15 protein-coding genes and 3 tRNA genes are annotated in these 19947 nt (G+C 59.0%); 11 read left to right on the top strand and 7 right to left on the bottom strand.

The genetic code is table 11. From position 1 onward, the window contains the following. Window positions 1-94 precede the first annotated feature (94 nt). Window positions 95-1429 carry a dicarboxylate/amino acid:cation symporter gene (locus tag GVL52_RS05645; protein ID WP_200847771.1) on the top strand — a complete coding sequence of 445 codons (1335 nt, stop codon included), beginning with the start codon at window positions 95-97 and terminating at the stop codon, window positions 1427-1429. A 94-nt stretch (window positions 1430-1523) separates the two neighbouring features. Here the strand turns inward: GVL52_RS05645 and GVL52_RS05640 are convergent, their stop codons facing one another. Continuing rightward, the gene (locus tag GVL52_RS05640; RefSeq protein ID WP_160004706.1) at window positions 1524-2768 is read right to left on the bottom strand and encodes a cytochrome P450; all 1245 of its coding nucleotides are present in this window, start codon (window positions 2766-2768) and stop codon (window positions 1524-1526) included. Between the two features lie 53 nt (window positions 2769-2821). After that, a complete protein-coding gene (locus tag GVL52_RS05635; RefSeq protein WP_200847770.1) occupies window positions 2822-4072 on the bottom strand; it encodes a GGDEF domain-containing protein in 1251 nt (416 codons plus the stop codon). A 385-nt stretch (window positions 4073-4457) separates the two neighbouring features. Here GVL52_RS05635 and clpP point away from each other — a divergent pair, with 385 nt between their 5' ends. The 4 genes from clpP (at window position 4458) to GVL52_RS05615 (ending at window position 9958) form a co-directional block, all read left to right on the top strand. Beyond that, entirely contained in the window at window positions 4458-5096 is a 639-nt protein-coding gene (gene clpP / locus GVL52_RS05630) for an ATP-dependent Clp endopeptidase proteolytic subunit ClpP (RefSeq protein ID WP_160004704.1), read from the top strand. Window positions 5097-5368: 272 nt separating this feature from the next. Continuing rightward, window positions 5369-6646: an ATP-dependent Clp protease ATP-binding subunit ClpX gene (gene clpX, locus GVL52_RS05625; protein ID WP_160004702.1), complete on the top strand. Its 1278-nt coding sequence runs from the start codon at window positions 5369-5371 to the stop codon at window positions 6644-6646. A 415-nt stretch (window positions 6647-7061) separates the two neighbouring features. Further along, a complete protein-coding gene (gene lon, locus GVL52_RS05620) occupies window positions 7062-9476 on the top strand; it encodes an endopeptidase La (protein ID WP_160004700.1) in 2415 nt (804 codons plus the stop codon). Window positions 9477-9682: 206 nt separating this feature from the next. After that, complete coding sequence (locus tag GVL52_RS05615) at window positions 9683-9958, top strand: HU family DNA-binding protein (protein ID WP_160004698.1); 276 nt, start codon at window positions 9683-9685, stop codon at window positions 9956-9958. 187 nt (window positions 9959-10145) lie between these two features. On the opposite strand, the gene GVL52_RS05610 is transcribed toward GVL52_RS05615, so the two are convergent. Continuing rightward, window positions 10146-11288 (bottom strand): GNAT family N-acetyltransferase, encoded by a 1143-nt coding sequence (locus GVL52_RS05610; protein ID WP_160004696.1) that lies wholly within the window; start codon window positions 11286-11288, stop codon window positions 10146-10148. Between the two features lie 383 nt (window positions 11289-11671). On the opposite strand from GVL52_RS05610, the gene GVL52_RS05605 reads away from it, so the two are divergent. Continuing rightward, entirely contained in the window at window positions 11672-13870 is a 2199-nt protein-coding gene (locus tag GVL52_RS05605; RefSeq protein WP_160004694.1) for an esterase-like activity of phytase family protein, read from the top strand. Window positions 13871-13942: 72 nt separating this feature from the next. Here the strand turns inward: GVL52_RS05605 and GVL52_RS05600 are convergent, their stop codons facing one another. From GVL52_RS05600 to GVL52_RS05585, 4 genes are all read right to left on the bottom strand, one after another. Continuing rightward, window positions 13943-14929: an aldo/keto reductase gene (locus GVL52_RS05600; protein WP_160004692.1), complete on the bottom strand. Its 987-nt coding sequence runs from the start codon at window positions 14927-14929 to the stop codon at window positions 13943-13945. 104 nt (window positions 14930-15033) lie between these two features. Next, the gene (locus GVL52_RS05595; RefSeq protein ID WP_160004690.1) at window positions 15034-15540 is read right to left on the bottom strand and encodes a DUF3833 family protein; all 507 of its coding nucleotides are present in this window, start codon (window positions 15538-15540) and stop codon (window positions 15034-15036) included. 262 nt (window positions 15541-15802) lie between these two features. Continuing rightward, a complete protein-coding gene (locus GVL52_RS05590) occupies window positions 15803-16408 on the bottom strand; it encodes a class I SAM-dependent methyltransferase (protein WP_160004688.1) in 606 nt (201 codons plus the stop codon). 129 nt (window positions 16409-16537) lie between these two features. Beyond that, a tRNA-Val gene (locus GVL52_RS05585) sits at window positions 16538-16613 on the bottom strand. Window positions 16614-17006: 393 nt separating this feature from the next. Between GVL52_RS05585 and GVL52_RS05580 the strand changes: the two genes are divergently transcribed. The 5 genes from GVL52_RS05580 to GVL52_RS05560 all read left to right on the top strand — a co-directional run bounded on the left by GVL52_RS05580 (window position 17007) and on the right by GVL52_RS05560 (window position 19879). Beyond that, window positions 17007-17083, top strand: a tRNA-Asp gene (locus GVL52_RS05580). A gap of 49 nt (window positions 17084-17132) precedes the next feature. Further along, window positions 17133-17209: transfer RNA gene (locus GVL52_RS05575), tRNA-Asp, on the top strand. A gap of 1105 nt (window positions 17210-18314) precedes the next feature. Beyond that, window positions 18315-18680, top strand: coding sequence for an NADH-quinone oxidoreductase subunit A (locus GVL52_RS05570; protein ID WP_160004686.1), 366 nt, complete (start codon window positions 18315-18317; stop codon window positions 18678-18680). Then, window positions 18671-19255 (top strand): NADH-quinone oxidoreductase subunit B family protein, encoded by a 585-nt coding sequence (locus GVL52_RS05565; protein ID WP_160004684.1) that lies wholly within the window; start codon window positions 18671-18673, stop codon window positions 19253-19255. The genes GVL52_RS05570 and GVL52_RS05565 overlap by 10 nt, the downstream gene beginning before the upstream one ends. 21 nt (window positions 19256-19276) lie before the next feature. Continuing rightward, window positions 19277-19879 (top strand): NADH-quinone oxidoreductase subunit C, encoded by a 603-nt coding sequence (locus tag GVL52_RS05560; protein ID WP_160004682.1) that lies wholly within the window; start codon window positions 19277-19279, stop codon window positions 19877-19879. The last annotated feature ends 68 nt before the right edge of the window (window positions 19880-19947 follow it).

Below are 19947 nucleotides of genomic sequence, written 5' to 3'. Positions count from 1 at the left end.
ATTGCTAAGTAGTCTCAAACAGCCGTGTCGCTGTCGATCTAAAACGCAATTGCCCCGGGAGGCCGGACTGGTTTGGGGCTTTATGGAGGACGCCATGAACGTTGCAATTCCAGCCGCCGAGCCGCGCGGCAAACTTCCATTCTATCGGCACCTGTATTTCCAGGTCGTCTGTGCCATCATCGCCGGCATGCTGATCGGCCATTTCTGGCCTGATTTCGGCGCCAGCCTGAAGCCGCTCGGCGATGCCTTCATCCGCCTCGTCAAGATGATCATCGCGCCGGTCATCTTCCTCACCGTCGCCACCGGCATTGCCGGCATGTCGGACCTGAAAAAGGTCGGCCGCGTCGCTGGCAAGGCGATGCTCTATTTCATCATTTTCTCGACGCTGGCGCTGATCGTCGGCCTGATCGTCGGCAATGTCCTGCATCCCGGCGCCGGCATGAACATCGATCCGGCAACGCTCGATGGCAAGGCCGTCGCCACCTACGCCACCAAGGCGCATGAAACGACGATTACCGGCTTCCTGATGAACATCATCCCGGAAACCATCGTCGGTGCGTTTGCTCAGGGCGACATCCTGCAGGTGCTGTTCTTCTCGGTCCTGTTCGGCGTCGCGCTCGGCATGGTCGGCGACAAGGGCAAGCCGGTCACCGACTTCCTGACCGCTCTCACAGCCCCGGTCTTCCGCCTCGTCGCCATCCTGATGAAGGCTGCCCCGATCGGCGCGTTCGGCGCCATGGCCTTCACCATCGGCAAGTACGGGATCGGCTCGGTCGCCAACCTCGCCTACCTCATTCTCACCTTCTACATCACCGCCCTGCTGTTCGTGCTGGTGGTGCTGGGTGCGGTGGCGAAATACAACGGCTTCTCGATCCTGTCGCTGATCCGCTACATCAAGGAAGAGCTGCTGCTCGTCCTCGGTACCTCCTCGTCTGAAGCAGCCCTGCCGGGCCTGATGCAGAAGATGGAACGCGCCGGCTGCAAGCGCTCCGTCGTCGGCCTGGTCATTCCGACCGGCTATTCCTTCAACCTCGACGGCACCAACATCTACATGACGCTGGCCGCCCTGTTCATCGCCCAGGCCACCAATATCGACCTGTCGCTGTCGGACCAGATCCTGCTGCTTCTCGTGGCGATGCTCTCGTCCAAGGGTGCAGCCGGCATCACCGGCGCCGGCTTTATCACGCTGGCCGCGACGCTGTCGGTCGTTCCCTCGGTCCCGGTCGCCGGGATGGCGCTGATCCTTGGCATCGACCGCTTCATGTCGGAATGCCGCGCCCTGACCAACCTGGTCGGCAACGCGGTTGCCACCGTCGTTGTCGCCCGTTGGGAAAACGAACTCGACCAGACACAGTTCGCAGCTGCGATGGCCGGCACGCTGCCGGTAGAGATCGACGCGGCTACCCCGGCTCTGCAGGCGGCAGAATAAAGCGCCAGACAACACGCTCGCCATCCACGCGAGCGGTTTGTATCCTCCCAAGGAGATATCCGCGCTGCCATAGGTAGCGCGGATATTTTTTTGACTACCAGCTGAGTTCCAGCCGGTCCAATCCGTGGAAGTGGTAGACGTCCTTCACCTCGGGCGTCCTCGCCAGCTTCAGGCCGGGCAGGCGCTCGAACAGGATCGGCAGCACCACTTGCAGTTCAAGGCGGGCCAGCGGCGCGCCGATACAGAAATGGATGCCGGCGCCAAAGGACAGGTTCGGCGCCTCGCGACGACCCGGCTGGAAGGTCAACGGGTCGGTGAATTTCAAGGGGTCGAGATTGGCGGCGGCCAGGATCAGGCTGACCTTGTCGCCGCGCTTGAAGGAGATGCCGTCTATCTCGGCCGGCTCAAGTGCCCAGCGTTGGAAGATATGAACAGGCGCGCAGATCCGTAGCGATTCCTCGACCGTCCGCTCCGTGGTTGCTTCATCTCTGAAAAGCTCGGCCGGCGCGTAACCGCTGTCGAGGATCATCCGCACCGAATTGCCGATCTGGTGCACTGTCGCCTCATGGCCGGCGTTCAAAAGCACGATCGTCGTTGAGACCAGCTCGTCCTCGGTCAGATACTGACCCTTGTGCTCGGTGTGGATCATGTGCGTCAGCAAGTCGTCGCGTGGATTGGCACGACGCTCTGCGATGATCGTCTTCACATAATCGGAGAATTCCTTCGACGCCTTCTCCGCGCCGTCCTCGTCTGCCCGCGTGCGGCCAAACAGATACATGCGGATATAGGCATGCGACCACTTCAACAGCTGCGGTCCCATCTCTTCGGGAATGCCGATCATCCGCGCAATCATTGTCACCGGGATGATATCGGCGAAAGCCGACAGCAGCTCGACCTCGCCCTTGTGCGCGAACTGGTCGATCAGCGTGTTGGCGAGTTCGGCAAGCTCCGGCTTCATCTTCTCGACATGGCGGGACACGAAAGCGCGGTTGACAAGGGTCCTGAGGCGCGTGTGTTCCGGCGGCTCCAGTTCCAGCAGGGAATACCGCTCGGCAAGATCGAAATTGGCAACATGCTGGTCGGGCTCGGGCAGGCCGAGTTCTTCGCGGCTGGCGATATGCAGGATCTGCCGGCCGAACCGGCGATCGCGCAGAAGCGCGTTCACATGGTCATAGCCGGTGAAGAACCACTGCTTCTGCTCTTCCCAGTAGAAGGTTGGACAATGCGCGTGTAGCGCCGCGTAGGCGGCGTTGGGGTTGCCGTAGAAGGCGCGATTGCGGGCGTTGAGGGAAACGCGGCGCGTGGCGGGGTCAATGGAGATGTATGGCAATGTGATCATATTTCGAGGCTTAGCGGATTTGCCAAGCCTCGAAAAGAGAGCGCAATCTGTTGTTAGCCTCGACCGAGAGATCCGACGCGTCGAAGAGCGTGGATCTGGTCATCCAGCGTCGGTACCAGTTCGCCGGTGGTGTGATCGGGCTCGACCTTCGGTGGGGCCGCCGCCTCAGCCTCGCCGAAGATCACCGTGCAGTTTCTGCCCGCGCCCTTGGCTGCATAAAGCGCCCGGTCCGCCGCCGAAACCAGCTTGTCCATGTTGGCCTCAAGCGGCGAGGCCAACGCAACGCCAACGCTGACAGTTGCCGGAACGATGGCATCGCCGGTGCTGACAGGAACACGGCAAAATTCGGTTCGGATGGATTCAGCAAGCGCCTCGGCCTCCGTCTGATCGGCAACGCTGGCAAATGCAGCGAATTCCTCGCCACCCATACGGCCGAACACGCCAGATGGCGTAAACTGCCGCGCCATACGGGCAAACACGGTCAAGACGGCATCACCGCCCTGATGGCCGAAGCGGTCGTTGATGCGCTTGAAATTGTCCAGGTCGAACAGCAGCACGGCGACCTGTCGCTTGTCGTCAAAGGCCTTCGTCTGGATTCGCGTGAACTGCGCAAACAGCCCTCGGCGGTTGAGCACGCCGGTCAGCGTATCGGTGATGCTGAGGATGCGAAGCTTCTGTTCGGAGCGCTCCATGATCAACCGGAACGTCAGGGCGCAGGCAAACGTCAACAGGAATGCGGTCCCCATGGCCGCCACGCCCGCAAGGTTGGCTGCGTCCTTGTCACCAGGCGAAATCAAGCCGATCGCGCCTGCCGCGGCAAAACACACGCAGCTCTGAACGATGAAGATGATCGCCAGCTTGGCGCGCGCCGCTTCGCGGTTCAGGCCCGGAGAACTCACGGCCATGGCCAGCGCCGTCGCTCCGGTCGCCGAGGCAAGGTTGTAGAGCGCAACTCGGTTGGGGTAGTCGTCATTCACCCAGGGCAGGAAAATTCCGGCGAGCCAGACGATCGGCGGCAACAGCACCCACCATTCCATCCTGCGCTTGTCCAGCGCCAGATATCCGGCAACCCATGCACTTTGCCCGGCAAGCGCTATGGCATTGCCGGCCTCGATCGACAGAATGTCGGGGATATGGTTGCGCAGAGCCACCATGGCAAAGCCTACGCCACTCAGAAAGAAACCGATACCCCAATAGAAATAAGTCTTATCCCGAACATTATGGCGCCAGGCAATGAACGCGACCAGCGCGAGCGTCATAGCCTCGGAGCACCAAATGGCCAGACCTGTCGTAACATTGAACACGGCAATACCCCTTGTATCGGCGCATACTCGCTAAGAAATCTGGTGACTTCCTTAATCGCCGGCGAGGATGCGATGGTCGCTACCGGATATCTCGCGATAGGCTTTCCACGAGGTAAATGCTGGAGGCGGCATGATGGCCGAATTTAGCATTTCTTCATCTTGCCGAAGAGAAAAGCTGTGCGCGGCGAGTAAGACGCTTCGCCGTTAATGACGGTTTCGAACAATCTCCCTACAGAAAGACTAGGAAAACAGACATGGAACCCCGCCCTCTTAACGTTATCCGTAGGCGCGTCTTGAAGAGGAGGGTAGGGAAGTTCTATGTAGGGATAAGGCATTTTGTTTGATTCCCGGCGTCGGGCCGGAAAGACGTTGACAAAGGACGCACATGAGAAACCCAGTCGATACCGCTATGGCCCTCGTGCCGATGGTTGTGGAACAGACCAATCGCGGTGAACGCTCCTACGACATTTATTCGCGCCTGCTCAAGGAACGCATCATCTTCCTGACGGGGCCAGTCGAGGATCACGTGGCGACGCTCGTCTGCGCCCAGCTGCTTTTCCTTGAGGCCGAAAACCCCAAGAAGGAAATCGCGCTCTACATCAATTCGCCGGGTGGCGTGGTCACCGCCGGCATGGCGATCTACGACACGATGCAGTTCATTCGTCCTGCCGTATCGACGCTTTGCATCGGTCAGGCCGCATCCATGGGCTCGCTGCTTCTCGCCGCCGGCCACAAGGACATGCGGTTCGCAACGCCGAACTCCCGCATCATGGTTCACCAGCCATCTGGCGGCTTCTCCGGCCAGGCGTCCGATATCGAGCGCCATGCCCGCGACATCATCAAGATGAAGCGCCGTCTGAACGAGGTGTACGTCAAGCACACCGGCCGGACTTACGAAGAAGTTGAAAAGACGCTCGACCGTGACCATTTCATGGATGCGGCCGAAGCCAAGGACTGGGGTGTGATCGATAAGGTCCTCACGTCTCGTGCCGAGATGGAAGGCGATGCGCCTAGTCAGAACTAGGGATGGTGTTTTATCCGCCACAGTTCTATCTCATTTGTGATCGAACTAGGGAATAAACCCAGTGGCGGGTGAACCAATCTCAAGTATTAATGCTATGTTGAATTTTTATGACATAGCATTTGGCTTTGAAGGGGAATTCGTTGCCGCCGGGGCCAGGACGGCCTAGTCTTGACCCGGTTCGTACCCTTGAAGGCCTGTAGCTCCACGTGGGGCAGGCCAATGAGTTGACCGTCATTTCACCTTGAAATGCGGCGTGCTGGAAGGAAAGTGATATGAGCAAAGTCAGCGGCAGCAACGGCGGCGACTCTAAGAACACCCTGTACTGCTCCTTCTGCGGAAAGAGCCAGCACGAAGTCCGGAAGCTGATTGCCGGACCGACAGTTTTCATCTGCGATGAATGCGTCGAATTGTGCATGGACATCATCCGCGAGGAAAACAAGTCCTCGATGGTCAAGTCCCGTGATGGCGTCCCCACGCCCCAGGACATCATCAAGGTCCTCGATGAATACGTCATTGGCCAGCGTCAGGCGAAGAAGATCCTGTCCGTTGCCGTTCACAACCATTACAAGCGCCTCGCGCACGCCACCAAGAACGGCGAGATCGAGCTTGCGAAGTCGAACATCATGCTGGTCGGCCCGACCGGTTGCGGCAAGACCTATCTTGCACAGACGCTCGCCCGCATCATCGACGTGCCGTTCACCATGGCTGACGCAACGACGCTGACCGAAGCCGGCTATGTCGGTGAAGACGTCGAAAACATCATCCTGAAGCTTCTGCAGTCTGCGGATTACAACGTCGAACGCGCCCAGCGCGGCATCGTCTATATCGACGAAGTCGACAAGATTTCCCGCAAGTCGGACAACCCTTCGATCACCCGCGACGTGTCGGGCGAGGGTGTGCAGCAGGCGCTGCTGAAGATCATGGAAGGCACGGTTGCCTCGGTACCGCCGCAGGGCGGCCGCAAGCATCCGCAGCAGGAATTCCTGCAGGTCGACACGACGAACATCCTGTTCATCTGCGGCGGCGCATTTGCCGGCCTCGACAAGATCATCTCTGCCCGTGGCGAGAAGACGTCGATCGGCTTCGGTGCTTCGGTCAAGTCGGCTGAAGATCGCCGCGTCGGTGAAGTGCTGCGCGAACTGGAGCCGGAAGACCTGGTCAAGTTCGGCCTGATCCCCGAGTTCATCGGTCGTCTGCCGGTCCTGGCAACGCTCGAAGATCTTGATGAGGATGCGCTGATCCAGATCCTGTCGGAACCGAAGAACGCGCTCATCAAGCAGTATCAGCGGCTGTTCGAGATGGAAGACGTGGAACTCACCTTCCACGAGGACGCCCTTCGCGAAATCGCCAAGAAGGCGATCACCCGCAAGACCGGTGCCCGCGGCCTTCGCTCGATCATGGAAAAGATCCTGCTCGACACGATGTTCGAACTGCCGACGCTGGAAGGTGTTCGCGAAGTGGTCATCTCGGACGAGGTCGTCAGTGGCTCGTCGCGTCCGCTCTACATCTATGCGGATCGCCAGGAGGAAAAGGCCAACGCTTCGGCCTAAGTATCCCTGTGATACGAACCGTGAATTTTAGGGGCTTGCCGTTGGCAGGCCCCTTTCTATTTGCAAAACGGTGTACCACAGCGGTAAATGCCGATAAAACTTGCTGATGAAGCGCGAAACCACGTCCGTTGCCGTTGCGAATTCATTCGCCCTTGGCGATTATGCTATGATTCCGTTGGTGTGTTTCGGTGTTGTATTTTAGCCGGTTCGGAAGTGGTCAGCGCTGGTCCAGCTTGGCGCGCCATAGTGAGGTGTTCCGTTGTAGCATAGCTGTCATGTCCAAGCGGACACGGGCCATGTGGCAGCTTGAAAAGCATAGTCAGAACCTCCACTTGTTACTCAAGTGAGAGTGCAGCCGGTCTTGAAAAGGCTGCGCCAGAAGAGCCCGGAAACGGGACGATGGAAAGGAAATAAAATGACGAAGAAAACGTCAGTTGCGAGCACCGCTTATCCTGTATTGCCCCTGCGCGACATCGTGGTCTTCCCGCATATGATTGTGCCGCTCTTCGTGGGCCGGGAAAAATCAATCCGCGCTCTCGAAGAAGTCATGGGGTCTGACAAGCAGATCATGCTGGTCACACAGATCAATGCCAGCGACGACGATCCCGAACCATCTGCGATCCACAACGTCGGCACCGTCGCCAACGTCCTGCAACTGCTGAAGCTGCCAGACGGCACCGTCAAGGTGCTCGTCGAAGGCCGCGCGCGTGCTGAAATCGACGCCTACACCGACCGCGAGGATTTCTACGAAGCCCTCGGCCATATGCTCGAAGAGCCGAACGACGATCCGGTCGAACTGGAAGCGCTGAGCCGCTCGGTCGTGTCCGAATTCGAGAGCTACGTGAAGCTCAACAAGAAGATCTCGCCGGAAGTCGTTGGCGCTGCCAGCCAGATCGACGACTACTCGAAGCTTGCCGATACGGTTGCGTCGCATCTGTCGATCAAGATCACCGAGAAGCAGGAGATGCTGGAAACCACCAGCGTCAAGGCACGCCTCGAAAAGGCGCTCGGTTTCATGGAAGGCGAAATCTCGGTCCTTCAGGTCGAGAAGCGCATCCGCTCGCGTGTCAAGCGCCAGATGGAAAAGACCCAGCGCGAATACTACCTGAATGAGCAGATGAAGGCGATCCAGAAGGAGCTTGGCGACGGCGAGGAAGGCCGCGACGAGATGGCCGAACTGGAAGAGCGCATCACCAAGACCAAGCTCTCCAAGGAAGGTCGCGAGAAGGCTGATGCCGAGCTGAAGAAGCTGCGGCAGATGAGCCCGATGTCGGCCGAAGCGACCGTTGTCCGCAACTATCTCGATTGGCTGCTCGGCATTCCATGGTCGAAGAAGTCGAAGATCAAGACCGATCTCAACGCGGCCGAACAGGTGCTTGAGAACGATCATTTCGGTCTCGACAAGGTCAAGGAACGCATCGTCGAGTATCTCGCCGTGCAGGCCCGCGCCACCAAGATCAAGGGGCCGATCCTGTGCCTCGTCGGCCCTCCGGGCGTCGGCAAGACCTCGCTTGCCCAGTCGATCGCCAAGGCGACCGGCCGCGAATACGTGCGCATGGCACTCGGCGGCGTCCGTGACGAAGCCGAAATCCGTGGTCACCGCCGCACCTATATCGGTTCGATGCCCGGCAAGGTCATCCAGTCGATGAAGAAGGCGAAGAAGTCCAACCCGCTCTTCCTGCTCGACGAAATCGACAAGATGGGCCAGGATTTCCGTGGTGATCCGTCATCGGCTCTGCTGGAAGTGCTCGATCCGGCCCAGAACTCGACCTTCATGGACCACTATCTGGAAGTCGAGTACGATCTGTCCGACGTGATGTTCATCACCACGGCGAACACGCTCAACATCCCGGGCCCTCTGATGGACCGCATGGAGATCATTCGCATCGCCGGTTACACCGAAGATGAGAAGCGCGAGATCGCCAAGCGTCACCTTCTGCCGAAGGCGATCAAGGAACATGCGCTGCAGCCGCAGGAATTCTCGGTCAGCGACGATGCCCTGATGGCGATCAGCCAGCAGTACACCCGCGAAGCCGGTGTTCGTAGCTTCGAACGCGAACTGATGAAGCTCGCCCGCAAGGCGGTCACCGAAATCATCAAGGGCAAGACGAAGTCGGTTGCGGTCACCGCTGCCAATATTTCGGACTACCTTGGTGTTCCCCGGTTCCGTCACGGCGAAGCCGAAGGCGAAGATCAGGTCGGTGTCGTCACCGGTCTGGCCTGGACCGAAGTCGGCGGCGAGTTGCTGACGATCGAAGGCGTGATGATGCCGGGCAAGGGTCGCATGACCGTGACCGGCAATCTGAAGGAAGTGATGAAGGAATCGATTTCGGCTGCGGCATCCTATGTCCGCTCGCGCGCCGTCGATTTCGGCATCGAGCCTCCGCGCTTCGACAAGTCGGACATCCACGTGCACGTGCCGGAAGGTGCGACGCCGAAGGATGGCCCGTCGGCTGGCGTCGGCATGGCAACCGCGATCGTCTCGATCATGACCGGCATTCCCGTCCGCAAGGATGTGGCAATGACGGGCGAGATCACGCTTCGCGGCCGCGTCCTGCCGATCGGTGGTCTGAAGGAAAAACTGCTCGCCGCACTGCGCGGCGGCATCAAGACGGTTCTGATCCCGGAAGAAAACGCCAAGGATCTGGCGGAGATTCCTGACAACGTGAAGAACAACATGGAGATCATCCCCGTGTCCCGCATGGGCGAGGTGATCAAGCATGCTCTGGTCCGCAGACCAGAGCCGATCGAGTGGGATGGCACGGTGGAAACGCCTGTTGTCGCAACGGTCGAAGGGCTCGACGAAACCGGTGCTGCAATCGCTCATTGAGCCTTGTTTGCCACATTCGTGCCCCATTGCTTAAAAACCCTGAAAAGGCTGGCATTTTTGCCAGCCTTTTTTTGTGAAAACAGCCCGGAGGCGCTTGCTTTTCCTTGATTTGCAGGGTCTTTGGGGGTCGGCGGGCCTGATGCACCATATTCCGTGCCCGGCTTTAGATTTGAGTCGTTTCGAACCATTTAGAAAGGGGTGGAAACATGAACAAGAATGAACTCGTGTCCGCAGTTGCCGAAAAGGCAGGACTCTCGAAGACTGATGCTGCTTCGGCAGTGGACGCTGTATTCGAAGTTGTCCAGGCTGAACTTAAGGGCAAGGGCGACGTTCGCCTCGCTGGTTTCGGTAGCTTCACCGTTTCCCATCGCGCTGCCACCAAGGGCCGCAATCCGTCTACCGGCGCTGAAGTCGATATCGCGGCTCGCAACGTGCCGAAGTTCACGCCCGGCAAGGGCCTGAAGGAAGCTGTTAACAGCTAATCGGATTTGCTTGGCTGCCGGACAACGAGACCGGCAACACAAGTATTCGAAGGGTTCGGCGAAAGCCGGACCCTTTTTTAGTTTATGCTATCCGTCGGCGCGGAAATGTCACCGGCAAAAGATATTGCAGAACCGATCAGGGGGCCGCGTACAAACGGCATCAAGTGGCGAGTAGCACCTGCCTCCGTCATCGTCCGATTGCGTGTAGCATACGCTTGGCAGTTCCCTTTAGGCGGAGAAGATCCTCCGGCGAAAGTGTCGCCTCGATCCACTGCATGCCTTTGTACAGCAGCAGCACCGGGCCAAAATTTGCGATTCCTCGCGCGGTTAGCAGGAGAAAATGGCTTGCACGCTTTGAGGATTGATTGGCCCAACGCTCCTTGTATTCGGATTTCAGCGTCCGCATGTCGAACACGAGTTGCCGCTCAAATCCCCACTGTGCCAAATCCTGTATCATCAGGTTGCCCGGCGAAAAGCGCGAGTATGCTGGGTCGAAGGTGGTTATCTGCATTTCGATAGAGGTACGATCGACCGTACACAGAGCGGCTGCCAGCGGCACCCCGTTCAGCTTCAGCGAGAACAGAGCCATACGGCCAACGTCATCTTTCAGGGTTGCTGCGTCGAGGAGGAATGCGCGGGTTTCGGGTTTGTGAAACCAGTGGTGGGACTTGTCCTTGCGTTCAAGCCACGCTTGTTTCTGATCCAGTATCCAATCGATCACCACGGCTTGGTCTTCGGCGCTTTCCGCCAGCTCGAACGTAAGGATACCCTCTTCGCTCAGGTGCTTGCGGCGACTGCGCAGATTGGCCCTGAACTTGCTCGGATAGGCGCTCATGAAGGCATTCCAGTTCGGCGCGCTGCGGCGATCGGTCTGGAAAGACTCGATCGGAACAGCATGATGGACGCGCCTGGACACTTCTATGGCTTTTTGCATATTGGAGCCCTCCACTAGGAACTGCACATGCAAGATGTCGGACCCGCGCATCAGGGCCTGCAGGATTTGCTTGCAGGTCTCCAGATTGTCTGCGATCGGCGCGAGGAGGGGGTCGGCATATTCCTCGTTCAAGCCGCAGCCTATCGGGTCGAGCCGTCTCGGCTTGCCCGATTTCCGCCGCTGGATAAACGGCCAGACAGCGACCAACTTTTCCTCTTCCCAGGCTGTGACGCAGCGGAGCTTGTCATTCGGGTGTAGCACGCGACGCTCCCACCCCAGACGGCACCAATCATAGGTTTGAGTAAAATGGCAGTCGGGGATTTCCGATGCCAGCTTTCGCCATGCTCCCGCTAGAGCCGTGAAGGTCTGTACGGTTTCTGCTATCTCGATACGCAATGTTATCCTCCCGTCGTTTTTTCGCGCCCGGAAGTTATTGATCCGGACAAGGTTTGCTTCCCGGAACGCAACCGGGCAACAAACATTTAATTTTTCTAAGCAAGTATATAATAATCAATCGGCTGTCCATTAGACTATAAATATATATTTATACGATTTGCGAACGGTGAGTTGTTTGTGGAGAAGCTAGATTTGGCGACTGTACATGCCGATCCTGGCCTCCCAGAAAATCTGATGTTCGTCAGCACTGGCGGCGCGCTTGGTTCGCCTGCGTCGGAGCGGCACCGGACGATCAGCTGCGTTAAAATGTCGTCCTGTCATGCCGCTGTCATAGCCGTCCCGCAAAACGCCCTTGTTCGATTTTCGATACTTTGGGGGACTACATGACAATCTTTTCGCGCAACGCAGCGCTTGCGGCCGTGCTTCTCACATCGGTTGCCCTGCCAGCTGCAGCAGAGCCGGTTTTCAACCGCATCGCATCCTTCCCGGTGGCGTCAAACCTGCCGGCTGACAAGGACAAGCTTTCCACCACCTCGGCAGAGATCATCGCCGCCACCGATGATGGCATGACGCTGATCTACAGCGACAGCCCGCTCGGCGCGATCGGCTTCGTTGATATATCGGACGCCAAGGCGCCGAAGGCCGGTGGCGCATTGATGATGGACGGCGAGCCGACATCGGTCACCTCCGCATCGGGCAAGGCACTGGTCGCGGTCAATACCTCGAAGAGCAAGGCCAAGCCGTCAGGCAGCCTGAGGACCGTCGATATCGCCTCGAAGAAGATCGAGGCCAGCTGCGATCTCGGTGGCCAGCCGGATTCGATCGCGCTGAACAAGGACAAGACGCTCGGTGCCATCGCCATCGAAAACGAGCGTGACGAAGACCTCAACGACGGCAAGCTGCCGCAGATGCCAGCGGGCGATCTCGTGATCTTCCAGCTGAACAACGGCATGGTCGATTGCGGCACCATCAAGCATGTCGATTTGACCGGCATTGCCGGCATTGCGCCGGAGGATCCCGAGCCCGAGTTCGTATCCTTCAACAGCCAGAACGAAATCGCCCTGACGCTGCAGGAAAACAACGAGATCGTCATCATCGATGCGACGACGGCCAAGGTGAAGACCCACTTCACCGCCGGCACCACCGATCTCACCGGCATCGACACAAAGCGCGACGGCGCGTTGAAGTTCACCGGTGAACAGAAGAATGTCGTCCGGGAGCCCGACGCCGTGAAGTGGCTTGACGACGACCGCCTGGTTATCGCCAACGAAGGTGACTACCAGGGCGGGTCGCGCGGCTTCACCATCTTCGACAAGACAGGCAAGCTTCTGTTCGAATCGGGTGCGTCGTTCGAGCATGCCGTGGCAGACATCGGCCACTACCCGGACAAGCGCTCGGGCGCCAAGGGTATCGAGCCAGAGGGCCTCGAGGTCGCGACGTTCGGCGGACAGCGTTATTTCTTCGTGCTGGCCGAGCGTGGCTCGGTGGTCGGTGTTTACAAGGATACCGGTGCCGAGCCTGAACTGACGCAGCTGCTGCCTTCCGGCGTGTCGCCTGAAGGTGCCGTGGCTATTCCGGGTCGCAATCTGCTGGCAACGGCGAACGAGGCTGATTTCGGCGAAGACGGCGGCCCACGATCGCATGTGATGATCTACGCGTTTGCCGAAGGCGAAAAGGCTTATCCGCAGATCGTTGCTGCCGAAAAGGACGGCAATCCAGTCGGCTTCGCAGCGCTCTCCGGCCTGACTGCCGTGCCGCAGAAGCCCGGCCAGCTGTTTGCTGTCAGCGACAGCGTTCTCGGCATGCAGCCGACCATCTACACGATCGACGCCACCAGGAAGCCGGCGGTGATCACCGAGACCCTGACCGTCAAGCGTGATGGACAGCCGGCACAGAAGCTCGATATCGAGGGCGTCGCCGTCGATGAAAAGGGCTGGTTCTGGCTGGCGTCCGAAGGCAACAGCGAAAAGCTGGTGCCGCATGCACTCTACCACGTGAACCCGAAGGGCGAGATCAAGGATGAAATCGCCCTGCCGAAGGAACTGACCGCCAACGAGATCCGCTATGGCTTCGAAGGCGTCACGATCATCGGTTCCGGTGACGATGCCACATTGTGGATGGCCGTTCAGCGCGAATGGAAGGACGACAAGAAGGGCTTCGTCAAGCTCGTCTCCTACAATCCGAAGAGCAAAGAATGGGGCGCCGTCAGCTACCCGCTCGACAAGTCCGAAGCCGGTTGGGTCGGTCTCTCCGAAATCTCCGCGCACGGCGACAGCGTCTACATCATCGAGCGTGACAACCTGGTCGGCGACACAGCCAAGCTGAAGAAGCTCTACAAGGTGGCGATTGCGGACCTCAAGCCAGCCAAGCTCGGCGGCGAACTGCCCGTCGTCAGGAAGGTCGAAGCCCACGACTTCATGAACGACCTGAAGACCGCCACCAACGGCTACGTGTTGGACAAGATCGAAGGCTTCGCTTTCGATGCATCTAGCAAGGCCTTTGCCGTCACCGACAATGACGGTGTCGATGATTCGTCCGGCGAGACATTGTTCTTCCCGGTCGATCTGGTCGGTACCAACTAAGATCGGCCCCCCAAAATGAGAAATGGCCGGGTCAACGCCCGGCCATTTCCGATTCGGTCTCGCGTTGCGCGCCTACCAGCGCTGGTGCACATGCGGTGCGATCAGCCGATCGTAGAGCTCGCGGCTTGCGTCCATCACATCCTGCGACAGTGGCGCAAGGCTGGCGGCCGCAGCATTGGCCTTTGCCTGCTCGCCATTGCGTGCGCCGGGGATGACAACCGTCACCGCATCGCTCATCAAAATCCAGCGCAACGCGAAGGCGGCCATCGTCGCGCCAGCAGGCACCAGCTTGCGAACCTCTTCGACAGCCTGCAGCCCGACCTCGAAGGGAACGCCGGCAAACGTTTCGCCGACATCGAACGCTTGGCCGTTGCGATTGAAATTGCGGTGGTCATCGGTTGCGAACGTCGTGTCGCGGCTGATCTTGCCGGAGAGAAGACCGCTCGCCAGCGGCACGCGTGCAATCACCGCGATATTCTTGCGCCGCGCTTCCTGGAAGAACAGGTGATCCGGCCGCTGCCGAAACATGTTGTAGATGATCTGGATGCTGACGACACCCGGAAACTCGATCGCCTTCAGCGCTTCCTCGACCTTCTCGACGCTGACGCCATAGCCACGGATCTTGCCGGCCTTCTGCAACTCGTTCAGCCCGTCGAACACCTCTGATCGGTAAAGCACCTCCGTCGGCGGGCAGTGCAGCTGCACGAGGTCGAGGCTGTCCACCCGCAGGTTCTGCAGGCTGCGGTCGATGAAGCCCTCGAGATTGGCCTTGGTGTAGCCGTCGGCCACATGCGGATTGAGCCGGCGGCCAGCCTTGGTCGCCACCATCGGGCGCTCTCCGCCGCGGCTCTTCAGCACGTCTGCGATGATCTTTTCCGAACGGCCGTCGCCATAGACGTCGGCGGTGTCGATGAACGTCATGCCGGCATCCAGCGCCGCATTGAGTGCAGCGCGTCCGTCAGCCTCACTGACATCGCCCCAGGCGCCCCCAATCTGCCAGGCACCGAAGCCGATATTGGTGACAGTGTGGGGCAGGTGGCCGAATGAATGCTGCTTCATGAAAAAATCCTCCTCGTGATCCTATGCCCCGGCACTACCAGCGCAGCAGGCAAGGGACAAGCGTTCACCACAGGAGATAGGGCGGCATGCAGCCCGCGTCGCTTCTATTTCTTGGTAAAATCCACCCGCACCTTGGCGATCGGAAAGGCGAACTTGCTGACCCAGGCGGTGTTGAGCAGGGTCCCATCAGGCATCAGACGCAAGGTGTCGTGAAAGCGGACGATATTCTCCTTGGCGCTGGGATCGATATCGACGAGATAGGCGTAGCGCGCCACGTTGCCCTCGACCTTCACCATGGCCTCGCCGACAACGTCCTCGCGCGTACCGGTGTATTGGCCCGGTGCCGTCTTGGTAAACCGCCATGTCTTCCGGTCGCGTTCGCCGTCTGCATAGGCGAAGTCCTCGCGCAACGTCAGCACCTTGCCATTCCAGCGCCCGGTCAGCGCCACCTTGAAGCTTCGATCGACGCCGTTTATCGCCTGGAAGCGTCCCACGGCGACGCTCTTGCCGGCAAAGAAGTCCTCGAGCCGGAAATCGCGCGCCGAGGCCAGGCCTGGCATCATGACGGCGGAGAACAGGGCGCTGGCGATGAACAGATGGCTTTTGCGCATGATCGATTCCTTACTGGGCCCGACGTGGGTTGATGCAAGGCTTACGCTCGATCATGCCGAACAGATCAGTTGTGGCCGAACGCCGAGGCCGTCCCGGCGCTGTTGTGGACATGTTGAGCGCAGGGCCGAAGCGGATTGCGCCACAGGCTCGCGCAAGCGCGGATGCGTCCACAGGCTGGCCATTCCGCCCAACTGCCGCTCAAGGCTGCCTGAGCGCCAGCATGGCTGCGGCAATTGTGTGCAGGTCAGCGTGGGCGCGGATTTAGAGCCGCTTCAGGCAAAAGGAGAAATGCGCGTGTGATTCGACGGTGAGGAATTCGAACTGCCAGCCATAGTCCTTGCAGAACTTGTTGACCGCCTCGACGACGCCATAGACGATCGGCTTCACCGTATTGCCGGTGCAGAAATCATGCCCGGCGATTCTCCCTGTCCGCTTCACCTTCTTTTCGCAGAGCAGAAGCTCCTGCCAGGTGAGTTCGAACGAGTGATCGGTGTCGATATAGGCCCAGTCGAGGAAATCGTCTTCGAATTCCGCCAGCTTTTCCAGAGACGTGCCCTGCATCAGGTGCAACTGTCCGCTTTCGATCTGCTTGCCTAACTGCGTGTGGATCTGGTCAAGGCCGGAGCTGTAGCGATCCATGCTCCACGGATCGATCAGATAGAGTTGCGCCGGGCGATTCTTCTCGAGAATCTCGGCGGTGTATTCGCCAAAGGCCGCACCGATCTCGACCCCGACCCCGCCATTCGGGATTCGATAAAGCAATTCGCCGCGATCAGGCAGAAGGCGCGCGTTCTCCATATGATGCGCTGCAAGCTGTGTCCGCGGCATGCTCGCCCGTTGTGCCTGGCGTTCTTCGCGTGTTTTCATGATGCTATCTCTGCCCTGGGCACAAAAAGGTGCCGTTCGATTTGGCCGGAACCTAATCGCCAAGGCAAAAAATGGCAACCGCAACAAACGCTGTGCCGCTGTAACGATCAATCACTAAATCGGGAAAAATGGTGGGCGATGACGGACTCGAACCGCCGACATCCTCGGTGTAAACGAGGCGCTCTACCAACTGAGCTAATCGCCCGTCCGCTGACCGGATCATGTCCGCCGCGTCGGTGGCCGTGATCTATGCGGATCGCGGGGAAACCGCAAGAGTGTTTGTGAAAGTTTTTTGATTTTTTTGCACCGCAAGCAATCGCGGCCCCGGTTTGCCGGGATTTTCGCGCTGTGGATAAAAAGCCGGGCAGGGCGGGGCCCCGAGGATGAGACCCCGAACTGGGAAAGCGTCATCGGCCCTACATATAAGAGGCGGATTTCGGCTTTGATTTCATTCACCCACAAACAAATCGCAGCCTGTCATCGTTTTGTCTCCAAACCTGCTTGACACTCAAATGCGAACCCCTTAGTTAGCCGCTCATCGAAGCGGCACCGCTGCTTTGACAAGGATGCGAAAGCCTCCGGATTGCTTGAAATGAATGCGGGTGTAGCTCAGTTGGTTAGAGTGCCGGCCTGTCACGCCGGAGGTCGCGGGTTCGAGCCCCGTCACTCGCGCCATTTCAATGCAGATGCTGAAAAGCATGGTCCGGTATCGTATCCATAATGCGCGGGTGTAGCTCAGTCGGTTAGAGTGCCGGCCTGTCACGCCGGAGGTCGCGGGTTCGAGCCCCGTCACTCGCGCCATTTTCAACTCCTCCACTTCACAGAATACGTGGCAAACCGCAATCAGGTCGCATCGCTGTCCTGTTTCGATGATCTTCCGCTCATGGCCGAGCGCACGGTCTTGCTGATGGCATCGATCTCAAAGGAGCGGCGCAACCGCTGCCGACGAATCGCGATGCTGGCGTTCGAACAATCTGCGTCTGGAACAGACGCTGTCATGCCGATTTTGCGGATGCACTGCCCGGTGCCAATCCTCCGTCACCGCGCCCTTGTGAGCGTGTACGGCCCGAGATCCGGCGCGCCGACGTGCGCGCGGCTCCAGATGCTCTCTGCGTCGGCTGTAGGTCGGTCTGATACCGCAACCATTGGCATTGTCGAGCGCCCCTGCTGCCGAAAATGCGCCGGCGCCTTCGATAGGTTCCCGCAGCGCCATGGCCGGTCGGGCAGCGCGTTGAATTGCGAGTCGCGCGCTGTCGTCGGCGAAGAATGTTGCCTGCAAAATGTTCGATATCGGGCCGCTTTGCCTGCGGCATAACAGCTTCACTGACGGCATTATGAGGGGAATTCTCAAGTATGAGATGCGGCCGCCCGTGGGGCGGGTGATTGGCTTGGTCGCCTCAGGCTAAACAGGCAGAGCATGTCCGGACAAATGTTCAGCTCACCCGCGAATCGGAAGTCATGAAATCACCGCACCCGCACCCCGGGTGTTGTACGAGCATAAAAATATCTATGAAAATCAGAATGATAAATCTGATATCACGTCCCGGTCGCGGATGTGCCGGGGTACGACCGCGCCTGTCGCCGCCTCTCGGTGGGTGACTGTCCGGCATTCCAAGGCGCATCGAAATTGCCTCTGTTGAGGCCCGCATTTCCCCCCTGCGACGCTTATCTGGCATGCAACAGGTGACGGGCTGGCATGCAAGATCATGTGTCGTGCGTTGATTTGTCGCAAAAACACTGTGCATGGCTAATAATGTCGCACGCTCACGTTTGGAATTGACACGCTAAAACTCTTGCGCATTGGCTGTGGCTGCGCTAACCACGGCTTGTTGCAACGCACGTTCGCTTGCCGGGCAAATGCCCAAACCGCGCCTCCCGGCGTCGGCGGCAAGCAGGGATGAACCTGATGACTGGACTTCTCAGTTCCTATATTCCGATCGCCATCTTCATAGCCATCGCCCTTGTTATCGGCCTGTCGCTTCTGATCGCGCCATTCGCCGTTGCCTACAAGGCGCCTGATGCGGAAAAGCTTTCGGCTTTCGAATGCGGTTTCAATGCGTTCGATGACGCCCGTATGAAGTTCGACATCCGCTTTTATCTGGTGTCGATTCTCTTCATCATTTTCGACCTCGAAGTCGCCTTTCTGTTCCCGTGGGCCGTTTCATTCGGCGCGATCGGCTGGTTCGGCTTCTGGTCCATGATGGTCTTCCTCGCAGTGCTGACCATCGGCTTTATTTACGAATGGAAAAAGGGAGCCCTGGAATGGGAGTAGCCCCAAGCGACAAGGTGCTCGTCGCGCCACACCCGAAAGGCGTTATCGACCCGGCAACGGGCAAGCCGATCGGCAGCGACAGTGCATTTTTCGGCGAGATCAACGACGAGCTGGCCGACAAGGGCTTTCTTGTCACCTCGACCCGCGACCTGATCACCTGGGCCCGTACCGGCTCGCTGATGTGGATGCAATTCGGTCTGGCCTGCTGCGCCGTCGAAGGCCTGATGCAGGTGTCCGGGCCGCGCTACGACATGGAGCGCTTCGGTGTTGCTCCGCGCGCTTCGCCGCGCCAGTCGGACGTGATGATCGTCGCCGGCACGCTGACCAACAAGATGGCGCCTGCGCTCCGCAAGGTCTATGACCAGATGCCGGAACCGCGTTACGTCATCTCGATGGGCTCGTGTGCCAATGGTGGCGGCTACTATCACTATTCCTATTCGGTGGTGCGCGGATGCGACCGCGTCGTGCCCGTCGATATTTACGTGCCGGGCTGTCCCCCCACGGCCGAAGCGCTGCTCTACGGGGTATTGCTTCTGCAGAAGAAGATCCGTCGTACCGGAACGATCGAACGCTAGGGAACGGCGGGGAGGGCTATCATGAGTGAAGTTTTGAACGAGTTGTCTTCGTATCTTCGTGAGATGCGCGGCGACCTTTTTCTCGATGCATCCATCAGCTACGACGAGCTGAACGTCATTGCGACGCCGGAAACGATTCTGGCGCTGTTGACGTTCCTGCGCGACGACCCACGCTGCGGGTTCATCAGCATGATCGATATTTGCGGTGTCGACTGGCCGCAGCGCGAAAAGCGCTTCGATGTCGTCTATCACCTGATGTCGCCGACCAGGAACCTTCGCATCCGCATCAAGGTCGCTGTGGCCGACGGCGTCGCCGTGCCATCGGCAACCGGCGTATACAAGGGTGCCGAATGGTTCGAGCGTGAAGCCTGGGATATGTACGGCATTCCGTTCTCAGGCCATGCCGACCTGCGCCGCCTGCTGACCGATTACGGTTTCGAAGGCCACCCGCTGCGCAAGGACTTCCCGACGACAGGTTATGTCGAGGTGCGTTACGACGATGCTGCCAAGCGCGTCGTTTACGAACCCGTCGAGCTGAAGCAGGAGTTCCGCAATTTCGATTTCACGTCCCCCTGGGAAGGTACCGACTACGTACTGCCGGGAGACGAGAAGGCTGCGAATTAAGATGAGGCTACTCTGTCCTGAAGCCTCTCTGTTCGCCGTCTCATGCCAATTGCCAGCGCGGAGCGCGT

Origin of the sequence: Rhizobium sp. 18055 (genome assembly GCF_902706285.1) — a bacterium.
Taxonomy (GTDB): domain Bacteria; phylum Pseudomonadota; class Alphaproteobacteria; order Rhizobiales; family Rhizobiaceae; genus Rhizobium.
This window is presented reverse-complemented; position numbering and strand designations above follow the sequence as displayed.